At 34.9% G+C, this 17,265-nt stretch carries 18 protein-coding genes; 7 read left to right on the top strand and 11 right to left on the bottom strand.

The annotated features are described in order from the left end of the window. Positions 1-20 precede the first annotated feature (20 nt). Complete coding sequence (locus tag WC622_RS01770; RefSeq protein ID WP_372816690.1) at positions 21-1,313, top strand: MFS transporter; 1,293 nt, start codon at positions 21-23, stop codon at positions 1,311-1,313. Positions 1,314-1,398: 85 nt separating this feature from the next. Here WC622_RS01770 and WC622_RS01765 read toward each other — a convergent pair whose 3' ends face one another. From WC622_RS01765 to nagA, 4 genes are all read right to left on the bottom strand, one after another. After that, entirely contained in the window at positions 1,399-3,159 is a 1,761-nt protein-coding gene (locus WC622_RS01765) for an ABC transporter ATP-binding protein (RefSeq protein WP_372816688.1), read from the bottom strand. An 86-nt stretch (positions 3,160-3,245) separates the two neighbouring features. Further along, positions 3,246-3,809, bottom strand: coding sequence for a ribosome recycling factor (frr, locus tag WC622_RS01760; protein ID WP_372816687.1), 564 nt, complete (start codon positions 3,807-3,809; stop codon positions 3,246-3,248). A 41-nt stretch (positions 3,810-3,850) separates the two neighbouring features. Then, entirely contained in the window at positions 3,851-4,558 is a 708-nt protein-coding gene (gene pyrH, locus WC622_RS01755) for a UMP kinase (RefSeq protein ID WP_372816685.1), read from the bottom strand. Positions 4,559-4,623: 65 nt separating this feature from the next. Continuing rightward, the gene (gene nagA, locus WC622_RS01750) at positions 4,624-5,721 is read right to left on the bottom strand and encodes an N-acetylglucosamine-6-phosphate deacetylase (protein ID WP_372816683.1); all 1,098 of its coding nucleotides are present in this window, start codon (positions 5,719-5,721) and stop codon (positions 4,624-4,626) included. Positions 5,722-5,789: 68 nt separating this feature from the next. On the opposite strand from nagA, the gene WC622_RS01745 reads away from it, so the two are divergent. Further along, positions 5,790-6,791, top strand: coding sequence for a metallophosphoesterase (locus WC622_RS01745; protein WP_372816681.1), 1,002 nt, complete (start codon positions 5,790-5,792; stop codon positions 6,789-6,791). A 2-nt stretch (positions 6,792-6,793) separates the two neighbouring features. Next, on the top strand, positions 6,794-6,997 hold the full coding sequence (locus WC622_RS01740; protein ID WP_372816679.1) for a hypothetical protein: 204 nt from the start codon (positions 6,794-6,796) through the stop codon (positions 6,995-6,997). 50 nt (positions 6,998-7,047) lie between these two features. Here the strand turns inward: WC622_RS01740 and tsf are convergent, their stop codons facing one another. From tsf to WC622_RS01715, 5 genes are all read right to left on the bottom strand, one after another. Beyond that, the gene (tsf, locus tag WC622_RS01735; protein ID WP_372816677.1) at positions 7,048-7,893 is read right to left on the bottom strand and encodes a translation elongation factor Ts; all 846 of its coding nucleotides are present in this window, start codon (positions 7,891-7,893) and stop codon (positions 7,048-7,050) included. Between the two features lie 98 nt (positions 7,894-7,991). Further along, positions 7,992-8,837, bottom strand: a complete 846-nt coding sequence (gene rpsB, locus WC622_RS01730) for a 30S ribosomal protein S2 (protein WP_372816675.1) — start codon at positions 8,835-8,837, stop codon at positions 7,992-7,994. A 20-nt stretch (positions 8,838-8,857) separates the two neighbouring features. After that, on the bottom strand, positions 8,858-9,244 hold the full coding sequence (rpsI, locus tag WC622_RS01725; protein ID WP_372816673.1) for a 30S ribosomal protein S9: 387 nt from the start codon (positions 9,242-9,244) through the stop codon (positions 8,858-8,860). 16 nt (positions 9,245-9,260) lie between these two features. Further along, positions 9,261-9,704, bottom strand: coding sequence for a 50S ribosomal protein L13 (gene rplM / locus WC622_RS01720; RefSeq protein WP_372816672.1), 444 nt, complete (start codon positions 9,702-9,704; stop codon positions 9,261-9,263). Positions 9,705-10,300: 596 nt separating this feature from the next. Beyond that, positions 10,301-10,933: a DUF1579 domain-containing protein gene (locus WC622_RS01715; RefSeq protein ID WP_372816670.1), complete on the bottom strand. Its 633-nt coding sequence runs from the start codon at positions 10,931-10,933 to the stop codon at positions 10,301-10,303. A 497-nt stretch (positions 10,934-11,430) separates the two neighbouring features. On the opposite strand from WC622_RS01715, the gene WC622_RS01710 reads away from it, so the two are divergent. Next, positions 11,431-11,637, top strand: a complete 207-nt coding sequence (locus WC622_RS01710) for a YtxH domain-containing protein (RefSeq protein ID WP_372816668.1) — start codon at positions 11,431-11,433, stop codon at positions 11,635-11,637. Positions 11,638-11,676: 39 nt separating this feature from the next. Beyond that, positions 11,677-12,363, top strand: coding sequence for a class I SAM-dependent methyltransferase (locus tag WC622_RS01705; protein WP_372816666.1), 687 nt, complete (start codon positions 11,677-11,679; stop codon positions 12,361-12,363). An 82-nt stretch (positions 12,364-12,445) separates the two neighbouring features. Here WC622_RS01705 and pepT read toward each other — a convergent pair whose 3' ends face one another. Further along, complete coding sequence (gene pepT / locus WC622_RS01700) at positions 12,446-13,696, bottom strand: peptidase T (protein WP_372816664.1); 1,251 nt, start codon at positions 13,694-13,696, stop codon at positions 12,446-12,448. A gap of 148 nt (positions 13,697-13,844) precedes the next feature. Here pepT and WC622_RS01695 point away from each other — a divergent pair, with 148 nt between their 5' ends. Both WC622_RS01695 and WC622_RS01690 read left to right on the top strand, forming a co-directional pair. After that, the gene (locus tag WC622_RS01695) at positions 13,845-15,587 is read left to right on the top strand and encodes a M14 family metallopeptidase (protein ID WP_372816662.1); all 1,743 of its coding nucleotides are present in this window, start codon (positions 13,845-13,847) and stop codon (positions 15,585-15,587) included. A gap of 4 nt (positions 15,588-15,591) precedes the next feature. Beyond that, entirely contained in the window at positions 15,592-16,200 is a 609-nt protein-coding gene (locus tag WC622_RS01690) for a rhomboid family intramembrane serine protease (RefSeq protein WP_372816660.1), read from the top strand. Here WC622_RS01690 and WC622_RS01685 read toward each other — a convergent pair. Next, positions 16,183-17,238: a hypothetical protein gene (locus WC622_RS01685; protein WP_372816658.1), complete on the bottom strand. Its 1,056-nt coding sequence runs from the start codon at positions 17,236-17,238 to the stop codon at positions 16,183-16,185. The genes WC622_RS01690 and WC622_RS01685 overlap by 18 nt on opposite strands. Between the last annotated feature and the right edge of the window lie 27 nt (positions 17,239-17,265).

The raw sequence follows: 17,265 nt of genomic DNA, 5'->3' as shown, positions 1-17,265 counted from the left end.
TTTACTACAAATTAATTCCTTTGGAAGAGCAGCCCATCATTACCGAAAAAAAAGACCCATTTGCCGCACTCCGTTACCGAGAATTTCGCTCTTATTTAGGCATGCGTTTCTTCTTTACGTTTGCCTATCAAATGCAAGCCGTAATTATTGGTTTTCATATTTATCACTTAACAAAAGATCCTTTAGCATTAGGTTTAATAGGGCTTTGTGAAGCTATCCCTGCCATCAGCATTGCTTTATATGGAGGTTATGTTGCTGATAAATCAGAGAAAAGAGGTTTATTATTGAAAATATTTAGTGGAGTATTCTTGTGTTCATTAATTATGTTGGTTGCCACTTCTAAACAAATGCATACCTACATTCCAACAAGCTATATCATACCCATTATGTATTGTATGGTTTTTGGAGTTGGTTTAGCTCGAGGATTTTTCGGTCCAGCCACATTTTCTTTAATGGCGCAAATTTTACCAAAAGAATTATATCCAAATGCAAGTACCTGGAGCAGTTCTAGCTGGCAATTAGCTTCAATCTTAGGCCCAGCGGCCGGTGGGTTAATTTATGGTTTTTATGGCATCACGCCTACGTATATTGTTATTATCATCTTTATATTTATTTCCTTAATCTGTATTTTCTTCCTTAAGAAACATCAACCCACCTTTATACCTAAAGAAAGTATTGTAAAAAGCCTAACCGAAGGCATCAACTTTGTTTTTAAAAGCAAAATGATGCTAGGCGCAATGAGTTTAGATTTATTCTCTGTATTTTTTGGTGGCGCCGTTGCATTACTTCCCGTATTTGCCAATGATATTTTAAAAGTAGGCTCCGAAGGTTTAGGTTTTATGCGAGCTGCTGCATCCAGCGGAGCTGTAATTACCATGCTCTTAATGACTAGGTTTTCGCCTATGAATAAACCTTGGCGTAACTTATTAATTGCCGTTGTAGGCTTTGCGACCAGTATTATCTGCTACGGTTTATCAACTAGTTTCTATTTAACATTGTTCTTTTTATTCTGCGAAGGAGCATTTGATAGCGTGAGTGTAATTATTCGTTCTACCATTATGCAGCTCCTTACACCCGATCAAATGAGAGGCAGAGTTTCGGCAGTAAATAGCATGTTTATAGGTTCATCTAATGAAATTGGCGCATTCGAATCTGGTCTAACAGCAAAGCTGATGCGAACCGTACCTGCTGTGGTTTTTGGTGGCAGTATGACTTTGGGCATTGCAGCAATTACGTATTTCAAAACTAAAAGTTTATTGCCGTTAACGCTAAACGATATCAAGCCTGCGGATAAAATTGAGGATCAGATTTAGACTAAAATATATAGGGGCATAAAAAATATAGTTTTATGTTGCCTATGTTTTCTATGTCCCTATCGGGTAAAAAGATCTCTAGAATCTAAGATAAAACTTCATTGTCCACTCGTTCACCAACCTGTTGTCTCCACATTGCGAAATACAAGCCTTTTTCAGCCAATAAGTCTGCGTGTTTACCTTGCTCAATAATATGTCCTTTCTCTAAAACATAAATCCGATCTGCATGACGGATGGTTGATAAACGGTGCGCAATTAAAATGGTTACATGACTGGTTAAAACCGACACATCTCTAATTGTCATTGTAATTTCTTCTTCAGTTAATGAATCTAAGGATGAGGTGGCCTCATCAAATACCAAAATATCTGGATTACGTAATAGTGCTCTAGCAATTGATAAACGTTGTTTTTCTCCGCCAGAAACTTTTACACCACCTTCACCAATTACAGTATCCAAACCTTTATCTGCTCTGGCCAGTAAATTCTGACAGGCCGCTTGATGTAAAACTCGCATACAATCTTCATCACTTGCCCCAGGTTTTACAAACAGTAAGTTTTCCCTAATTGTTCCAGAAAACAGTTGTGTATCTTGTGTTACAAACCCTATTTTCTCTCTCAACTGATCTAAATCTATCTCTTTGCCAGAAGTTCTATTGTACAACACTTCACCTTCAATTGGCTGATAAAGTCCTACTAGTAGCTTTACTAAAGTTGTTTTTCCAGAGCCTGATGGGCCGACAAAAGCTATAGTTTCTCCATTATTGGTAGCAAAGCTGATGTTATTTAAAGCATTAGTTCTTCCTGATAAATGTTTGAAACTTACATTTGAAAACGCTAAGGTTTCTATTTTTTCTAAGCGAATAGGGTTCACAGGTTTTACATCTACAGGTGTATTTAAAATCTTTTTAAAATTACCTAGCGATACTTCTGCCTCCCTCCAAGATAAAATCACATTTCCCAATTCTTGCAGCGGACCAAACAAAAAGAACGAGTAAAATAAGAAAGAAAAATACTGTCCTGGAGAAATCGTATTCTCAAATATTAAGATTAATAAAACCACTACCATTGTACTACGAACCAAGTTTACAGTAGTTCCTTGTACAAAACTCATGCTGCGAACATATTTTACTTTTCTTAATTCTAAGCCTAATATTTTGTAGGTAGTTTTATTTAATCGCTCTATTTCTTGACTAGCTAAACCTAAACTTTTTACCAATTCGATATTACGAAGTGATTCTGTTGTAGAACCTGCTAAAGCTGTCGTTTCTGCAACAATTGAACGTTGTATCGTTTTAATTTTACGACTTAAAAACCAACTTAAAAAACTAATAATCGGAATTGATGCAGCATAAATTAACGAAACTTTATAGCTAACTGAAAGTGAGTAAACGATTACGAAGATTAGCCCAATTAAACTAACAAAAAGAATACTGATGAATGAGGTGATGAACTTTTCGCTATCTAATCTAACTTTTTGCAAGATACCTAACGTCTCACCGCTTCTTTGATCCTCAAATACTTGATAAGGCAATTCTAGCGAATGCTTTAATCCATCGGCGTACATTTTTGCACCAACTTTTTGTACAATAATATTGGTAAAATAATCTTGGAAGTTCTTCGCAATTCTGGAAACCATTGCAGCACCAACTGCTAAGCCAACAAGACCTAAAACGCCCCAGATATATTCACTTCTACTTAATTCGTTGTGTCTGTTGATGAATCTATCTAAAATTCTCCCTGTAAAGTAAGGATCCATTAAAGAGAAACCTATGTTAAAAGCGGCTAATACAAGCGCCAAAACCACAATCCACTTATGTGTTTTTAAATACTGAAGTAATAAATTCATTTTTTTATGTTTGGGTTTCAAAAATAAACAAAGGGAATGAAGCTATGCTACATTCCCTTTTAAATTACAATCTAACGATATAGAAATTAGATTGTCATGATATCTTTTTCTTTAACTTCTGCATGCTTATCAACTTTAACAATATATGCATCGGTAATTTTCTGAACTTCACCTTCTCCAGTTTTTATTTCATCATCAGAAACGCTTTCGCCTTTTAGTCTTTGAATTTTACTGTTAGCATCTTTACGAATATTGCGAACAGTGATACGTCCTCTTTCCGCTTCTTCTTTTACTTTTTTCACTAAGTCCTTACGACGTTCTTCTGTTAATGGTGGTACAACTAAACGGATAATTACACCATCATTTTGGGGGTTGATACCAATATTAGCTTCCATAATAGCACGTTCTATTGGCACTAATAAAGATTTTTCCCAAGGTTGAATAATTAAAGTACGTGCATCTGGGGTAGTAATGCCACCAACTTGCGCTAATGGAGTGGGTGTTCCATAATAATCTACCATAATTCCATCAAGCATGCCTGCCGATGCTTTACCCGCTCTTATTTTAGTTAATTCAGATTCGCAATGAGCAATTGCTTTTTCCATTGCTACTTGTGCATCTTCTAATTGTTTCTTTATGAGGTCGTTCATAATGTGTTCTGTTTATACAAAAATATAAAAAATGGTTAAGATTAGCCTTGAACTAAAGTACCTATTTCTTCTCCATTGGCAATTTTCATAAAGTTGCCGTTTTTATTCATATCGAAAACGATAATTGGAACTTTGTTTTCTTCACAAAGCGTGAAAGCTGTCATGTCCATTACGTTTAATCCTTTAGCGTAAACTTCTTTGAAAGAAATCTCCGTATATTTTGTTGCAGTTGGATCTTTTTCTGGATCTGCAGTATAGATTCCATCAACACGAGTTCCTTTTAAAACTACATCTGCATTAATTTCTATTGCTCTTAATGCCGCTGCAGAATCTGTTGTGAAGTATGGATTTCCAGTACCTGCTCCAAAAATAACTACACGGCCTTTTTCTAAATGTCGAACGGCTCTTCTCCTAACAAATGGTTCACAAATTTGTTCCATTTTAATAGCTGATAACAAACGGGTTTTGATACCCACTTTTTCAAGTGCATCTTGCAAAGCCATACTATTAATTACGGTAGCTAACATGCCCATGTAATCAGCTTGTGCTCTGTCCATTCCAGATTTTTCTGCACTTAATCCTCTAAAAATATTACCTCCTCCAATAACGATAGCTATTTCAAGGCCTTTATCGTGAACTGCTTTAATATCTTCAGCATATTGTCTAACTCGTTCATTGTCAATACCGTATTGCAAATCACCCATCAACGATTCGCCACTCAATTTTAGTAAAATCCGTTTATACCTCATGACCTCAAAAATATTAACAATTTTTTACTTAGCTGCTATGCTTTTTAAACAATTGATGTAATTATTTAGTTGTGGATCGATTCTCCTTTAAATAGTACTTCTTTTAAGTTCAATTCTTTGTCTAAAATAAGTAAATCTGCTTGGTAGCCTGATTGAATTCTTCCCTTTAAGCTATCTTCTCCAAGTAATTTTGCTGGATACAACGAGCTCATTTTTAAAGCATCCTTTAGATCGATATCACATTGATTTACACAATTTTTAACGGCTTGTAGCATCGTTAAAGATGATCCTGATAATGTTCCGTCTGGCATTACAAATTTATCTCCAACTAACTGGTGTTGATAAGGACCTGATGAACATTCTGTTACAGCATCTGTAATTAAAAACATTCTCTCCTTTAACAATTTCTGACTAAACTTTATCACTTCAAAATCTACATGATTGCCATCGGCAATGATACTTGCCATTGCTTTATTGTGATTAAAAACTGCTGTCGGAATACCTGGTTCTCTATGATGAATTGGAGACATCGCATTAAATAAATGTGTGGTAGTTTGTATGCCTAAATCATATGCTTTCGTTGCTTGTTCAAAACTAGCATCACTATGCCCTAATGATACTACAACCTGATTATCCAACAAGTATTGAATTACTTTTTCATCTTGTAATTCTGGAGCAATGGTTATCATTTTAATTACACCATCGCCAAAATCAAGCAATGCTTTAATTTCATCAAGTGTCGCTTTGCGGATAAATTCACTTACATGGGCGCCTCTACGTTTTGGATTTAGGAATGGTCCTTCCAAGTGTAAACCCAAGCAATTTTTTGCTGCTTTTCGGTGCTCTTTTGCAGCTGTAATACAAGCATTAAAAACTTCTGGTGTATTTGTTGCAATACAAGTCAGGAAACTAGTTGTACCCGTTCTTAAAAGATTTTCTTCAATAATTGTTAACGCTTCTACTGTTGGATCTGCAGAAAACAGCTTACCTCCAGCGCCATAAATTTGAAGATCAATAAAACCAGGAATAATAAGATTTTCTCTTTTCGAAACGATTTCGGATTCTAGTACAGATTTAATTTTTCCATCTGCGATTTCTAATCCTTTTAAAGGCTTTATTGTATCTCCGTCGAAATAGTTGTAAATATCAAACGTTTGCATCATGTTAAGCGGGTGATTTGTGCTAAGGTAATATTTTAATCTTTTATATTGGTTGCTAGAAACCTTCAGATATGGATAAAATACAGACCTCAAAAAGAAGAAATTTTCTTAAAACAACTTTAGCTCTTGGCGCTACGGCGTTTATCAATCCATTACAAACAATAGCTAGTTTACCAGAAAAAGCGGATGAATTTACTATTTCCGTTGGACCATATTTACAAACTAATTTTGGTAATGAGATGAGTATCTTATGGCTGACAAACAAAGTTGCTGCTGGCTGGGTAGAGTTTGGAGATTCTCCTGATAAGCTAAATCAAAAAGCATATGGCAAAGCTGAATTAGGTTTAAAAGCCGCAAATAGCAAATTAAACTGTGTTACACTTAAAGGCTTAATGCCAGGGAAAACCTATTATTATCGGATTTATTCTAAAGAAATTAAAGATTTCCAACCGTATAAACTTACTTACGGAAATACGATAAATACTGAAACCGAAAGTTTTATCAATACTGATATAGCTAAAAAAGATGTTTCATTTTTAATGTTAAACGATATTCATGATCGACCAAAATCTATTCCTTTGTTATTGGATTTAGATAAAGAAAAGAAGAATGATTTTATCTTTTTTAATGGAGATATTTTTGATTATCAGACAGATGAGCAGCAAATTATTGATCACATGCTAAAACCTTGTGTTGATTCATTTGCAAAGAAAACACCATTTATATACGTAAGAGGAAACCATGAAACTAGAGGAAAATTTGCCAGAGAATTTCCTCAGTATTTTAAACATGTAGGCTACGATGCATTTAGTGTAGGCCCTGTGCGCTTTGTGGTTTTAGATACCGGGGAAGATAAGGAAGATGCGCATCCTGTTTACGCTGGCATAGTTGATTTTGATCAATACAGAATTGAACAAGCAGAATGGTTTAAAAATGAAATCAACTCTAAGGCATTTAAAAAAGCTCCATTTCGAATTGTATTAATGCATATTCCACCACGTTTTTCAGGAGATGCACATGGGCCTAAGCATTGCACCGAATTATTTGAGCCTTTATTAATCAAGGAAAAGTAGATTTGGTTTTAAGTGGGCATACGCATACCTATAAGGTGCATCAACCAAATGAAGAACTAAATAAATACCCCTTAATAATTGGGGGTGGGCCAAGAGATGGAACCAGAACATTAACAAAAATTACTGCCAATGCTAATGAAATAAAGGTTAGCATGTTAGATGATCTTGGCAAAGAAGTAGGCAGTTATACTGCAAAAAGGAAATAAAAAAAGGGTCGGTTAAATTAACCGACCCTTTTTTATAAAATATTCTTGATTTAAGAACCTAATTGTACTCTTTTGAAAGCTTTTACAGTTAAACCTTTAACTGTATTGTCTAAAAATTTACGAACATCCATAGAACCGTCTTTTACAAACTCTTGGTTTAATAAAGTACTGTCTTTGTAGAATTTGTTCAATTTACCAGCAGCAATTTTTTCTACCATTTCTTCTGGTTTACCTTCTTGACGAATTACATCCTTAGCAATTTCGATTTCACGCTCGATAGTAGCTGGATCAACACCGTCTTTATCAACAGCAACTGGGTTCATTGCAGCAATTTGCATTGCAACATCTTTACCAGCTTCAGTAATATCTGTGCCATTAGCGCCTTCGAATACTACTAAAACTCCCATTTTACCATTAGAGTGGATATAAGAAACGATTTTTTCGCCAGATACATTTGCGTACTCTTGAATAACGATTTTCTCACCTATTTTACCAGTTAACTCAGTGATAGTTTCTGCAACTGTACGTCCATCTTCTAATGTAATTGCTGCTAATTCTTCGGCAGAAGCAGGATTGTTCGCAACTGCTGCAGCTAAAACAGCCTGAGCAAGATTACGGAAATCTTCAACTTTAGAAACTGGCTCAGTTTCACAAGCTAAAGCAACTAATTTACCATTTGTTCCATCTGCTGAAATATTGATTAATACTTGACCTTCAGAAGTAGCATTACCAGAACGAGCGGCAGATACTTTTTGACCTTTTTTACGTAATAAATCAACAGCAGCTTCGAAATCGCCATTGGCTTCTACTAATGCTTTTTTGCAATCCATCATACCGGCTCCGGTTTGTTGGCGTAATTTATTTACATCTGCGGCAGTAATTTGTACTGTAGACATTTTGTATGATTTTTATTTTTTTTATAAAATATTATGGGTTGAAGGTTACAAGGTTATGGGCAAACCCGCAACTCGTAACTCTCAACCCACAACTTAATTTAAGCTTCTGTAGTATCTTCTGTTGATGCTTGTGCTTCAGCAGTTTCTTTTTTAGTTGGTCTTTTCTCGCCAGCAGCTCTAGGCTCTTTAGTTTCTGGAGCATCAGCAGCAGCCTTAACAGCTACAGCTTCTTTTTCAGCTTCATCATCTTTTTCGCGTTTGCGCTCATCTAAACCTTCTTCGATAGCTTTGATAATTACATCAGTAATCAATAAAATTGATTTAGTTGCATCATCATTCGCTGGAATTGGGAAATCGATGTTAGATGGATCAGAGTTCGTATCAACCATTGCAAAAGTAGGGATGTTTAATTTCATCGCTTCTGCTACAGCAATATGCTCTTTTTTAACGTCGATTAAGAAAATCGCAGCTGGTAAACGGTTTAAATCTGCAATACCGCCTAATAAACTTTCTAATTTGATACGCTCACGTTGAATCATCAAACGTTCTTTTTTAGAAAGGATAGAATAAGTACCGTCTTTAGTCATTTTATCGATGGTAACCATCTTTTTAATTGACTTGCGTACTGTAGCGAAGTTGGTTAACATACCACCTAACCAACGCTCGGTTACGAAAGGCATGTTTACTTTTCTTGCTTGTTCAGCAACGATTTCTTTAGCTTGTTTCTTCGTAGCTACGAATAAGATCTTACGACCTGATTTTACGATTTGTTTAATCGCTGCTGCAGCTTCTTCAGTTTTAGTTAAAGTTTTATTTAAATCTATAATGTGAATCCCGTTGCGTTCCATAAAAATATATGGTGCCATTTTCGGATTCCATTTGCGGGTAAGGTGACCAAAGTGTACACCTGCATCCAATAAGTCTTGATATGTAGTTCTTGCCATTGTGTTTGTCTCCTTTAAGATTAACGTTTACTGAATTGGAATTTCTTACGTGCTTTTTTACGTCCTGGTTTTTTACGTTCAACCATACGCATATCACGGGTCATTAACCCTTTAGCGCGTAATGCTGGTTTTTTCTCAGCATCTAATTCAACAATAGCTTTAGCGATAGCTAAACGAACAGCCTGTGCTTGTCCTGTAACTCCACCACCGTTTACATTTACGGTTACATCATATTTACCAGTTAGTTCAGAAACTTCGAACGATTGGTTTACGATATATTGTAATGGTAAGGTTGGGAAATATTCTTTGTGGTCTTTACCGTTAACGGTAATGATGCCGCTGCCTTCTTTTAAATAGATACGGGCAACTGCAGTTTTTCTTCTACCTGAAGTGTTTGTAACTGACATTTCTTTTCTCTTTTAATTAAAGTGTAATGGTTTTTGGTGCTTGTGCCGAGTGCGGATGCTCCGAACCAGCGTAAACAAAAAGATTGGTGTACAATTTTTTGCCCAATTTTGTTTTTGGTAACATACCACGAACAGCCTTCTCAACTACGCGAGTAGGGTGTTTTGCCATTAATTCTTTAGGAGAAATAAATTTCTGACCACCTGGATAACCAGTATAAGAAACATATTGCTTATCGCTTAATTTGTTTCCTGTCAGTTTTACCTTGTCTGCATTAATAACGATAACGTTATCACCGCAGTCTACGTTTGGGGTAAACTCTGGCTTGTTTTTTCCTCTAATAATCATTGCGATTTTAGAAGACAAGCGCCCCAAAATCTCTCCTTGTGCATCAACTACAACCCACTGTTTATTAACAGTTTTGGCATTGGCAGAGACAGTTTTGTAACTTAACGTATTCACTTGCTTTTATTTAATTTGTTAAAAAATATTTATTATCCCTGTTTTTTAGGGACTGCAAAGATAGGGAGAATACTTTAATTACCAAAGGGTTGAGGCGAAAAATTTGAAGGTTTTTAGTCAAATGAGGTAAACTGACAAGTTTTTGCTGATAACACTATTAAAAAAACGAGTTTATACACAGCATAAAAGTGTTGGCAAAATGTGATATGGCGAAGAAAGCCTCCCATAGTTAAATGTTTTTTCAAGGGTGGCTTTAAAATTAAATTTCGGCGATTTGAATGTCCGAAAATGTCTGTGAATGTCCGGAAATGTCAGTATAAAACTTGTGTTGTTCTAGTGTTGTTCGAGGATTACCCTAGGTTTGTTCTTCTAAAACCGCATTTAGCAGGAGAAATGTAGGAGCATACTAGGAGGAATATAGGAGAAATGGACTTAGATTTGTTGTTCTAACTGGCAAAATAAAACATGCCTGTAGTTTCGTTTTAATCTGTAGCATGCATACCGGTCAGTATATGAACTACCCTACTAAATTAAGTTTGTATAAAAAAGCCCAAGCAGTATGCTTGGGCCTTCAATTTATCCTTTACTAGAATAAATTACTTTGCTCTTTTCAAGTTAATTGACATTGTTTTAACTTCTTTGCCGTCTTTTGTATCGAACATTTCCATTTGTTGAGTATTATCATCAATAAATTTCATGGTTTCTCTAATCGTAATATCTTTACCAGAAACCACATCTGTTGCTTTACCTTTCATATTCATGGTCTTTGTTGCGGCGTCAAATGTTCCTTCTAAATACATTATACCAGTTCCCATATTATCTACCCAAGTACTTACATAAATTTTCTTCGAATTATCATAAGCTAATGTACTTATCCCTTCAAAAGGCATGCCCTCAAAAGATCCTTTATAGGCGGATTGTTGATAGCGTCCTCCTAAAATCATTTTATTTTCACAAACGGCTTTGTTTACACTAGGTGGTTGGTCCGGTGAATAATACATGGTAATTTCTGCATTCCATTTTCCATCGGCTGCTGCCATCATTTTATGAGCATCTCCTGGTGTCATGTATGCTGCCCATGCCTTATTCATAGCAGCCGTATCTACCTGAGTGGTTGCAGCTGCAGCTGTATCTACCTTTGCACTATCTGATGTAGTGTCTTTTTTTTCACTGTTACATGCTACCGCAAATAACAACACAAAATACGAAGCAATGGTTAATCTTTTCATTTTTTTGTTTTTTAAGTTTTTGGTCTTACTCAAATTTAAAAAATTATGCCTTCAATTCCCTATAGTTTTTTATAAAGTATATTATTAAATGGGCTATTACTGAAATACAAAAGATAAAACTAATGGTTAGATAAGTGGCTGTATCACTGCTCATAAAGTCGTATTCAATAGCTGGGCTGATTATATATATTGCACCATAAATTATTGATCCAATAAAGTACAGGCACCATAATCCTGTTAAGTAATGCCAAATTTTCCATTGGTAGTTATCAAGCTGATAACTTCTTAAACATAACCAACTAAAAACTATAACTACAAAAATTCCAGCGGTAGAATTAAGTGTTCCACTCTTTAAATAAATCAGCCCATAAAGTATTGCTGCTATTAAATTAAAGTAAGATAATTTTTGGAGCATATTAGCTAAATAAAGATTAAAAATGCAAATCTAAAGAACAAATCCGTTTTGAGATTGTTAGAAATTTATTAAAACTTGAATTATGACAAAGCAAACAAAAATATTAACTGGTTTATTGGCTGGTGCCGCTATTGGTGCTGTAGTTGCCTTAGTAATTGCTGCTGATAAAAACGACGAATTAAAAGGAAAAGTTAGCGATTGGTTTTGCGATCTTTTAGATAGTTCTAAAGACAAACTTAATGCTGTAGGCAATTTAGTTAAAGATAATTTAGCGAAAGTTAACGCTTAAATTTAGGCATAAAGCTTACCAATAAACTATCTTTGAAGCATGGATGTTTTTGGAAATGCTTTAACAGACTATTACAAAAAGGGCAAAGCTGAGATTTTATGGCTGCACAATTCTTACGATGAGCCTGAAGAGATGCCAGTTGACATCTTCTTTAGAGAATTTGAGGAAATGCCAGATTTAGAACATAAAGCTTTAACCCTATGTTATGGCAAAGTTTTAGATGTCGGCGCAGGTGTAGGCAGTCATGCATTGTTTTTACAAGAAGCAGGTGCCGATGTAACCGCCATTGACATATCTATTGATGCTGTAAAATTGATGCAGCAACGCGGTATTAAAAAAGCCATTGTACAGGATGTTTTTACTTCCATAGAAAAATACGACACACTCTTGCTTTTAATGAATGGTATTGGTTTAACTGGAACAATAGCTGGATTTATCGATTTTTTGGAGAAAGCAAAAACGTTAATTAACCCAGATGGGCAATTACTTTTTGATAGTTCGGATATTGCTTATTTATATACAGAACTTCCTAAGCCAGAAAGCAAATATTACGGAGAAGTTAGTTACTGCTACGAATATAAAAAGCAAAAAGGGAATTGGTTTAATTGGTTGTATTTAGATCAAGAAACTTTAATCCGCACTGCGAACGAAAATGGTTGGGAAAGCGAGATTGTTTTTGACGATGGAGAAGATCAATACTTAGCTCGATTAACTTTAATTGGTTAAATCAACATCGTCATTCTGAATTCATTTCATCATCCGTAAATAGAAAGACCCTGAAATAAATTCAGGGATACGCATTCAGAGTTTACGCTCTTTCTTCCCAAATACAGGCAATATTTATAATTGTTTGTACCGCTTTTTCCATATCCTGAACTGAAACCCATTCTTGCTTACCATGAAAAGCATGTTCGCCTGCAAAAATATTCGGACAAGGTAAACCCATAAAAGATAAACGCGAACCATCTGTTCCACCTCTAATACTTTGCTTTTTTGGTGTTAAACCTGCTCTTTTAATCGCTTCTATCCCGTTTTCAATTAGCTGAGGATATTTATCTAATACTTTTTTCATGTTTCGATATTGTTCAGAAACTTCAAATTCGTACGTTGAATTAGGATAGGATTTCAATACTTCTTTAACTAAATTCTCTAAAAAAACTTCATGAGATTTCAGCAATTCATCATCAAAATCTCTAATAATAAATTGAGCTTCTGCTTGCTCGGCATGGCCAGCAAAACTTACAGGATGAATAAATCCTTCTTTTCCACTTGTCGCCTCTGGTGTTAATTTATCTTTAGGCAAAGCCGATAAAATATCAGCCAATGCTTTAATTGCACTTTCCATTTTACCTTTTGCAAAACCAGGATGAGCGCTTACACCATTTATAATTAGCTTCACACCATCTGCAGAGAAAGTTTCATCTTCAATAGATCCCAATGTTTCTCCATCAACTGTGTAGGCAAAATCTGCACCTAATTTCTTCAAATCTGCTTTATCTACACCTCTTCCAATTTCTTCATCAGGCGTAAATAAAATTTTTATAGTACCATGTTTAATGCTTGGGTTTTGGATTAAAAAAGCTGACGCTTCCATAATTTCTGCTAACCCAGCTTTATTATCTGCGCCTAAAAGTGTGGTGCCACTTGCAGTTATAATATCGTTTCCAAGTTGATCTTTTAAATCCTTATGTTCTGCCAATTTTAAAATGATGGAATTGTCATCTGGCAAAATCAAATCTTCACCTTGGTAATTTTTATGAATAATTGGTTTTACACTTTCGCCGCTACAATCTGGTGAAGTATCCATGTGAGAGCAAAAACAAATTACAGGAACATGCTTTTGCGTAGTGCTTGGAATTGTTGCATACACATAACCAAAATCATCCATGTGCGCATCCTGAATACCTATTTCTAACAATTCGGCAACTAATACTTTTGCTAAATTCTTTTGTTTTAGGGTTGACGGAGTGGTTTTAGAAGTTGGATCTGATTGAGTATCTATTTTTACGTAATTGAAAAATCTATCTTCAAGTTTGTGTGTTGCATTTGAATAAATCATACTTCAAAATTAACATATTGAACCTATAAGCGATAAAGATTTTAGCGAAAACCACATATTTTTCAAAATCCATTCAAAGAGAAAAGAATGTTACAGTTAGCTCTCAAATAAAAAAGTAATTTAGAGTTTTAATTTAGCCATTCATTTTATGAAGAGATTATTTTTACTCCTGCTGATTTTTATAAATATGGAAACTTTTGCCCAACAGACTCCTTTTGAGCTTAGTAATAAAAAAGAAACAACTACTTATGAAGCAGCGATTTCTTTTTATCAGGATTTAGCGAAAGCATTTCCTCAACAATCGAAATTATTTACATACGGAAGCACTGATTTTGGAAAACCTTTGCATCTATTGGTTTTATCGAAAAAAGGTGTATTTGATCCCATCGCTTTAAGAAAGAATAACAAAAGAATTTTTTTAATTAACAACGGCATTCATCCTGGTGAACCTGAAGGAATTGATGCCAGCATGATGTTCGCAAGAGATTTATTAAAAGCCAATAAATTGCCCGAAGATGTAGTGATTTGCATTATTCCTGTATATAATATTGACGGCAGTCACAACCGCAGTGGTACATCTCGTGCCAACCAAAACGGCCCAGTTGCTTATGGATTTAGAGGAAATAGTAAGAATTACGATTTGAATAGAGATTTTATTAAAACAGATTCGAAAAATTCACAAGCGTTTCAGCAAATATTCAATACGTGGCAACCAGAGATTTTTGTAGATACGCACACCAGCAACGGTGCTGATTATCAGTATACGATGACGCTTATTCCTACTCAAAAAGATAAGTTGAATCCTATTTTATCGGCGTACTTAACTAAAACAATGGTGCCCGATTTATATAGCCAAATGAAAGGCAAAAACTATGAGTTGATTCCTTATGTAAACTCTATAAATGAAACTCCAGATGCTGGGATTACAGGTTACATCGAATCGCCGCGTTATTCTACTGGTTATGCGGCTTTGCACAATTCTATCGGCTTTATGCCTGAAACTCACATGCTGAAATCGTTTGATAAACGTGTAGAATCAACCTATAAATTGTTGCAAACCTATGTAGATATTATTGTCCGAGATGCGAAAATTATTGGTGAAAATAAACGCAAAGCGGATGAATTTACTGCACAACAAAAAGATTTCCCATTAGACTGGAAATTGAATCGCTCGGTTTACGACAGCATTGAATTTAAAGGTTATGCAGCGAAATACAAACCAAGTGAAATTAGTGGCGTAGATCGGTTATATTACGATAGAAACGAACCTTACACTAAAAAAATAAAATATTGGGATAAGTTTGAACCTAGCTTAACTGTGGCCAAACCAATTGCTTATGTTATTCCCAAAGCTTGGAGCAAGGTAATTGAACTGCTTAAATTGAATAATGTTAACATGCAGCAATTGACAGCAGATGCAAAACTAGATTTAGAGATGTATTACATTGCTGATATGAAAACCTCAACTAGACCTTACGAAGGGCATTACCAGCATTCGGCAGTGGTATTGAATCCTGTAAATCAAAAGGTGCAATTTTATGCTGGCGATTATATCGTTTATGTAAATCAACCCAATAACAGATATATTGTTGAAACCTTAGAACCACAAGCAATTGATTCATTTTTCAATTGGAATTTCTTCGATTCTGTTCTAGGTCAAAAAGAAGGATATTCTTCTTATGTTTTTGAAGATACCGCAGCAGATTTATTAAAAAAATATCCAGAACTTAAGCAAAAATTAGAGGCAGAGAAAGCAAAAAATCCTGATTTTGCAAAAAATGGTAGAGCTCAATTAGATTTTGTGTATAAAAACTCCGATTATTACGAAAAAACGTACATGCGTTATCCCATTGGGAGATTAAAACAAGACATCAAGTTAAACCTGAAATAATACTATGAACTATCTAAACGATACGCCTGTAGCTTCAATTATATTTGTTTTTACATTAATTACAAGTATTTATGCTTTTAATGATCATCAATTGTATGGTAAATTTATGCTGCATCCATATACGGTTAGCAAAGGAAAAAAACTATATACTTTCATTACAAGTGGTTTAATTCATGCCGATTGGATGCACTTGTTTTTCAATATGTTTACGTTCTATTTCTTTGCTTTTAGATTAGAAATGATGATTGGGCATTGGCAATTTGGCTTGCTTTATTTCTTAAGTTTAATCTTGAGCGATATTCCAACCGTTATCAAGCATAAAGATCATTTTTGGTATAACAGTTTAGGTGCTTCGGGGGCAATTAGTGCAGTGCTATTTAGCTACATAATGTTTGATCCAATGAGTTTAATTGGCGTAATGTTTATACCAATGCCAGCTATTTTATTTGCTATACTGTATTTGGCTTATTCGTGGTATATGTCTAAAAATGCAAAAGACAATATTGGGCATGACGCACACTTTTTTGGCGCTTTAACAGGTTTGATTTTTACTGTGATTTTTGTGCCTGGAATTATCCCTTATTTTATCGAGAAGCTAACTGGAAATGGGTAAAAAGGGTTGCTCAAAATAACTCATTGGCGCTGTTGGATCTTTAATAATTTCAAACAACGTATGTCCCCAAGGTTTCCAGAAGTTTTCTAAAACCTGTCCATAAGTTTTGTTGGTCCAAACATCAAAAAGCGCCTTGTTTTGTGTTCCTTTTAATGGCATAGCATCAATATAAATTACATCTTCAACAGGCATGATTGTATATTCTGGCAAGCGATTAAATAAATAGGCCGAATAGAAAAATCTAGCGGCAAGTTCTTCAAACTGTTGTTCTGAAAGTTTTTTGTCTTTTATAGAATCAATAATTTCTTGATGGTATCTTTTGTTCGTTCCGTTATCTTGCAAACAGGCGATAATTCCAAAATCCTTAAATTTTAAAGAGAAGGTTAAAGTATTAATTTCGTCTCTAAAACTGAATGCTGTATCTGCATTTTCTAGCTGCACAACCACGATAGACCAAGGCGTAAAGTCTTCTAAAACTACTTCTCTATAAATGCTTTGCAGCATGGTGTGTAAGTTGCCAAATTTGTGCATTAATCCTTGCGACATATTAATTCCATCGCCGCTTAACTGTTGCAAACGAATAGCGCCTTGCATTTCGATATACAAGAAGCTGTACATCAATTTACCAATCCAATTAAATAAATCTATCTCCGGCAAAGCCGAAACACCTTCATATCCTTTTCCAAAAGCTAGTGCAATTTTATCTTCCAAAGGAGAAACAAACTGATCGTAAACCGTACTATTACAAGGAACTACCAGGCTTTTATAAGTACGAATAGTTTCATCCAGTAATTGGATTTTTTCTTCGCCAGTTAAGTTTGCCATGCTCAAAAGCCAATCAGGCAAAACATCAATAGTTGCCAAAGGCGATGAAAAACTATCACCACTTAAAAAGCATTTATCGTTCTTAAAATCGAAGTTTTTGAAAGGATTGTATAAGGCAATATTCATTGCTGCAATATTAGCTAATAAATTGATACGATAAATCAATAGCAAGTCAAAAGACTTTTTTTTGGCATGAGATAAGCATCTAACCATAACTTATTTGATGTTAATACTTTAGCT

It is taken from the genome of Pedobacter sp. (assembly GCF_041662865.1).
Lineage (GTDB): Bacteria > Bacteroidota > Bacteroidia > Sphingobacteriales > Sphingobacteriaceae > Pedobacter.
The sequence above is the reverse complement of the archived record's forward strand: the minus strand, read 5'-3'. Positions and strand labels throughout refer to the sequence as shown.

Bases quoted from the DNA above. Each gene is read 5' to 3' on its own strand.
- frr (WP_372816687.1), bottom strand. From the start codon at position 3,809: ATGAACGACCTCATAAAGAAACAATTAGAAGATGCACAAGTAGCAATG.
- rpsB (WP_372816675.1), bottom strand. From the start codon at position 8,837: ATGGCAAGAACTACATATCAAGACTTATTGGATGCAGGTGTACACTTT.
- nagA (WP_372816683.1), bottom strand. From the start codon at position 5,721: ATGATGCAAACGTTTGATATTTACAACTATTTCGACGGAGATACAATA.
- WC622_RS01765 (WP_372816688.1), bottom strand. From the start codon at position 3,159: ATGAATTTATTACTTCAGTATTTAAAAACACATAAGTGGATTGTGGTT.
- WC622_RS01705 (WP_372816666.1), top strand. From the start codon at position 11,677: ATGGATGTTTTTGGAAATGCTTTAACAGACTATTACAAAAAGGGCAAA.
- WC622_RS01710 (WP_372816668.1), top strand. From the start codon at position 11,431: ATGACAAAGCAAACAAAAATATTAACTGGTTTATTGGCTGGTGCCGCT.
- WC622_RS01745 (WP_372816681.1), top strand. From the start codon at position 5,790: ATGGATAAAATACAGACCTCAAAAAGAAGAAATTTTCTTAAAACAACT.
- WC622_RS01715 (WP_372816670.1), bottom strand. From the start codon at position 10,933: ATGAAAAGATTAACCATTGCTTCGTATTTTGTGTTGTTATTTGCGGTA.
- WC622_RS01690 (WP_372816660.1), top strand. From the start codon at position 15,592: ATGAACTATCTAAACGATACGCCTGTAGCTTCAATTATATTTGTTTTT.
- WC622_RS01695 (WP_372816662.1), top strand. From the start codon at position 13,845: ATGAAGAGATTATTTTTACTCCTGCTGATTTTTATAAATATGGAAACT.
- pyrH (WP_372816685.1), bottom strand. From the start codon at position 4,558: ATGAGGTATAAACGGATTTTACTAAAATTGAGTGGCGAATCGTTGATG.
- WC622_RS01685 (WP_372816658.1), bottom strand. From the start codon at position 17,238: ATGGTTAGATGCTTATCTCATGCCAAAAAAAAGTCTTTTGACTTGCTA.
- rpsI (WP_372816673.1), bottom strand. From the start codon at position 9,244: ATGTCAGTTACAAACACTTCAGGTAGAAGAAAAACTGCAGTTGCCCGT.
- tsf (WP_372816677.1), bottom strand. From the start codon at position 7,893: ATGTCTACAGTACAAATTACTGCCGCAGATGTAAATAAATTACGCCAA.
- pepT (WP_372816664.1), bottom strand. From the start codon at position 13,696: ATGATTTATTCAAATGCAACACACAAACTTGAAGATAGATTTTTCAAT.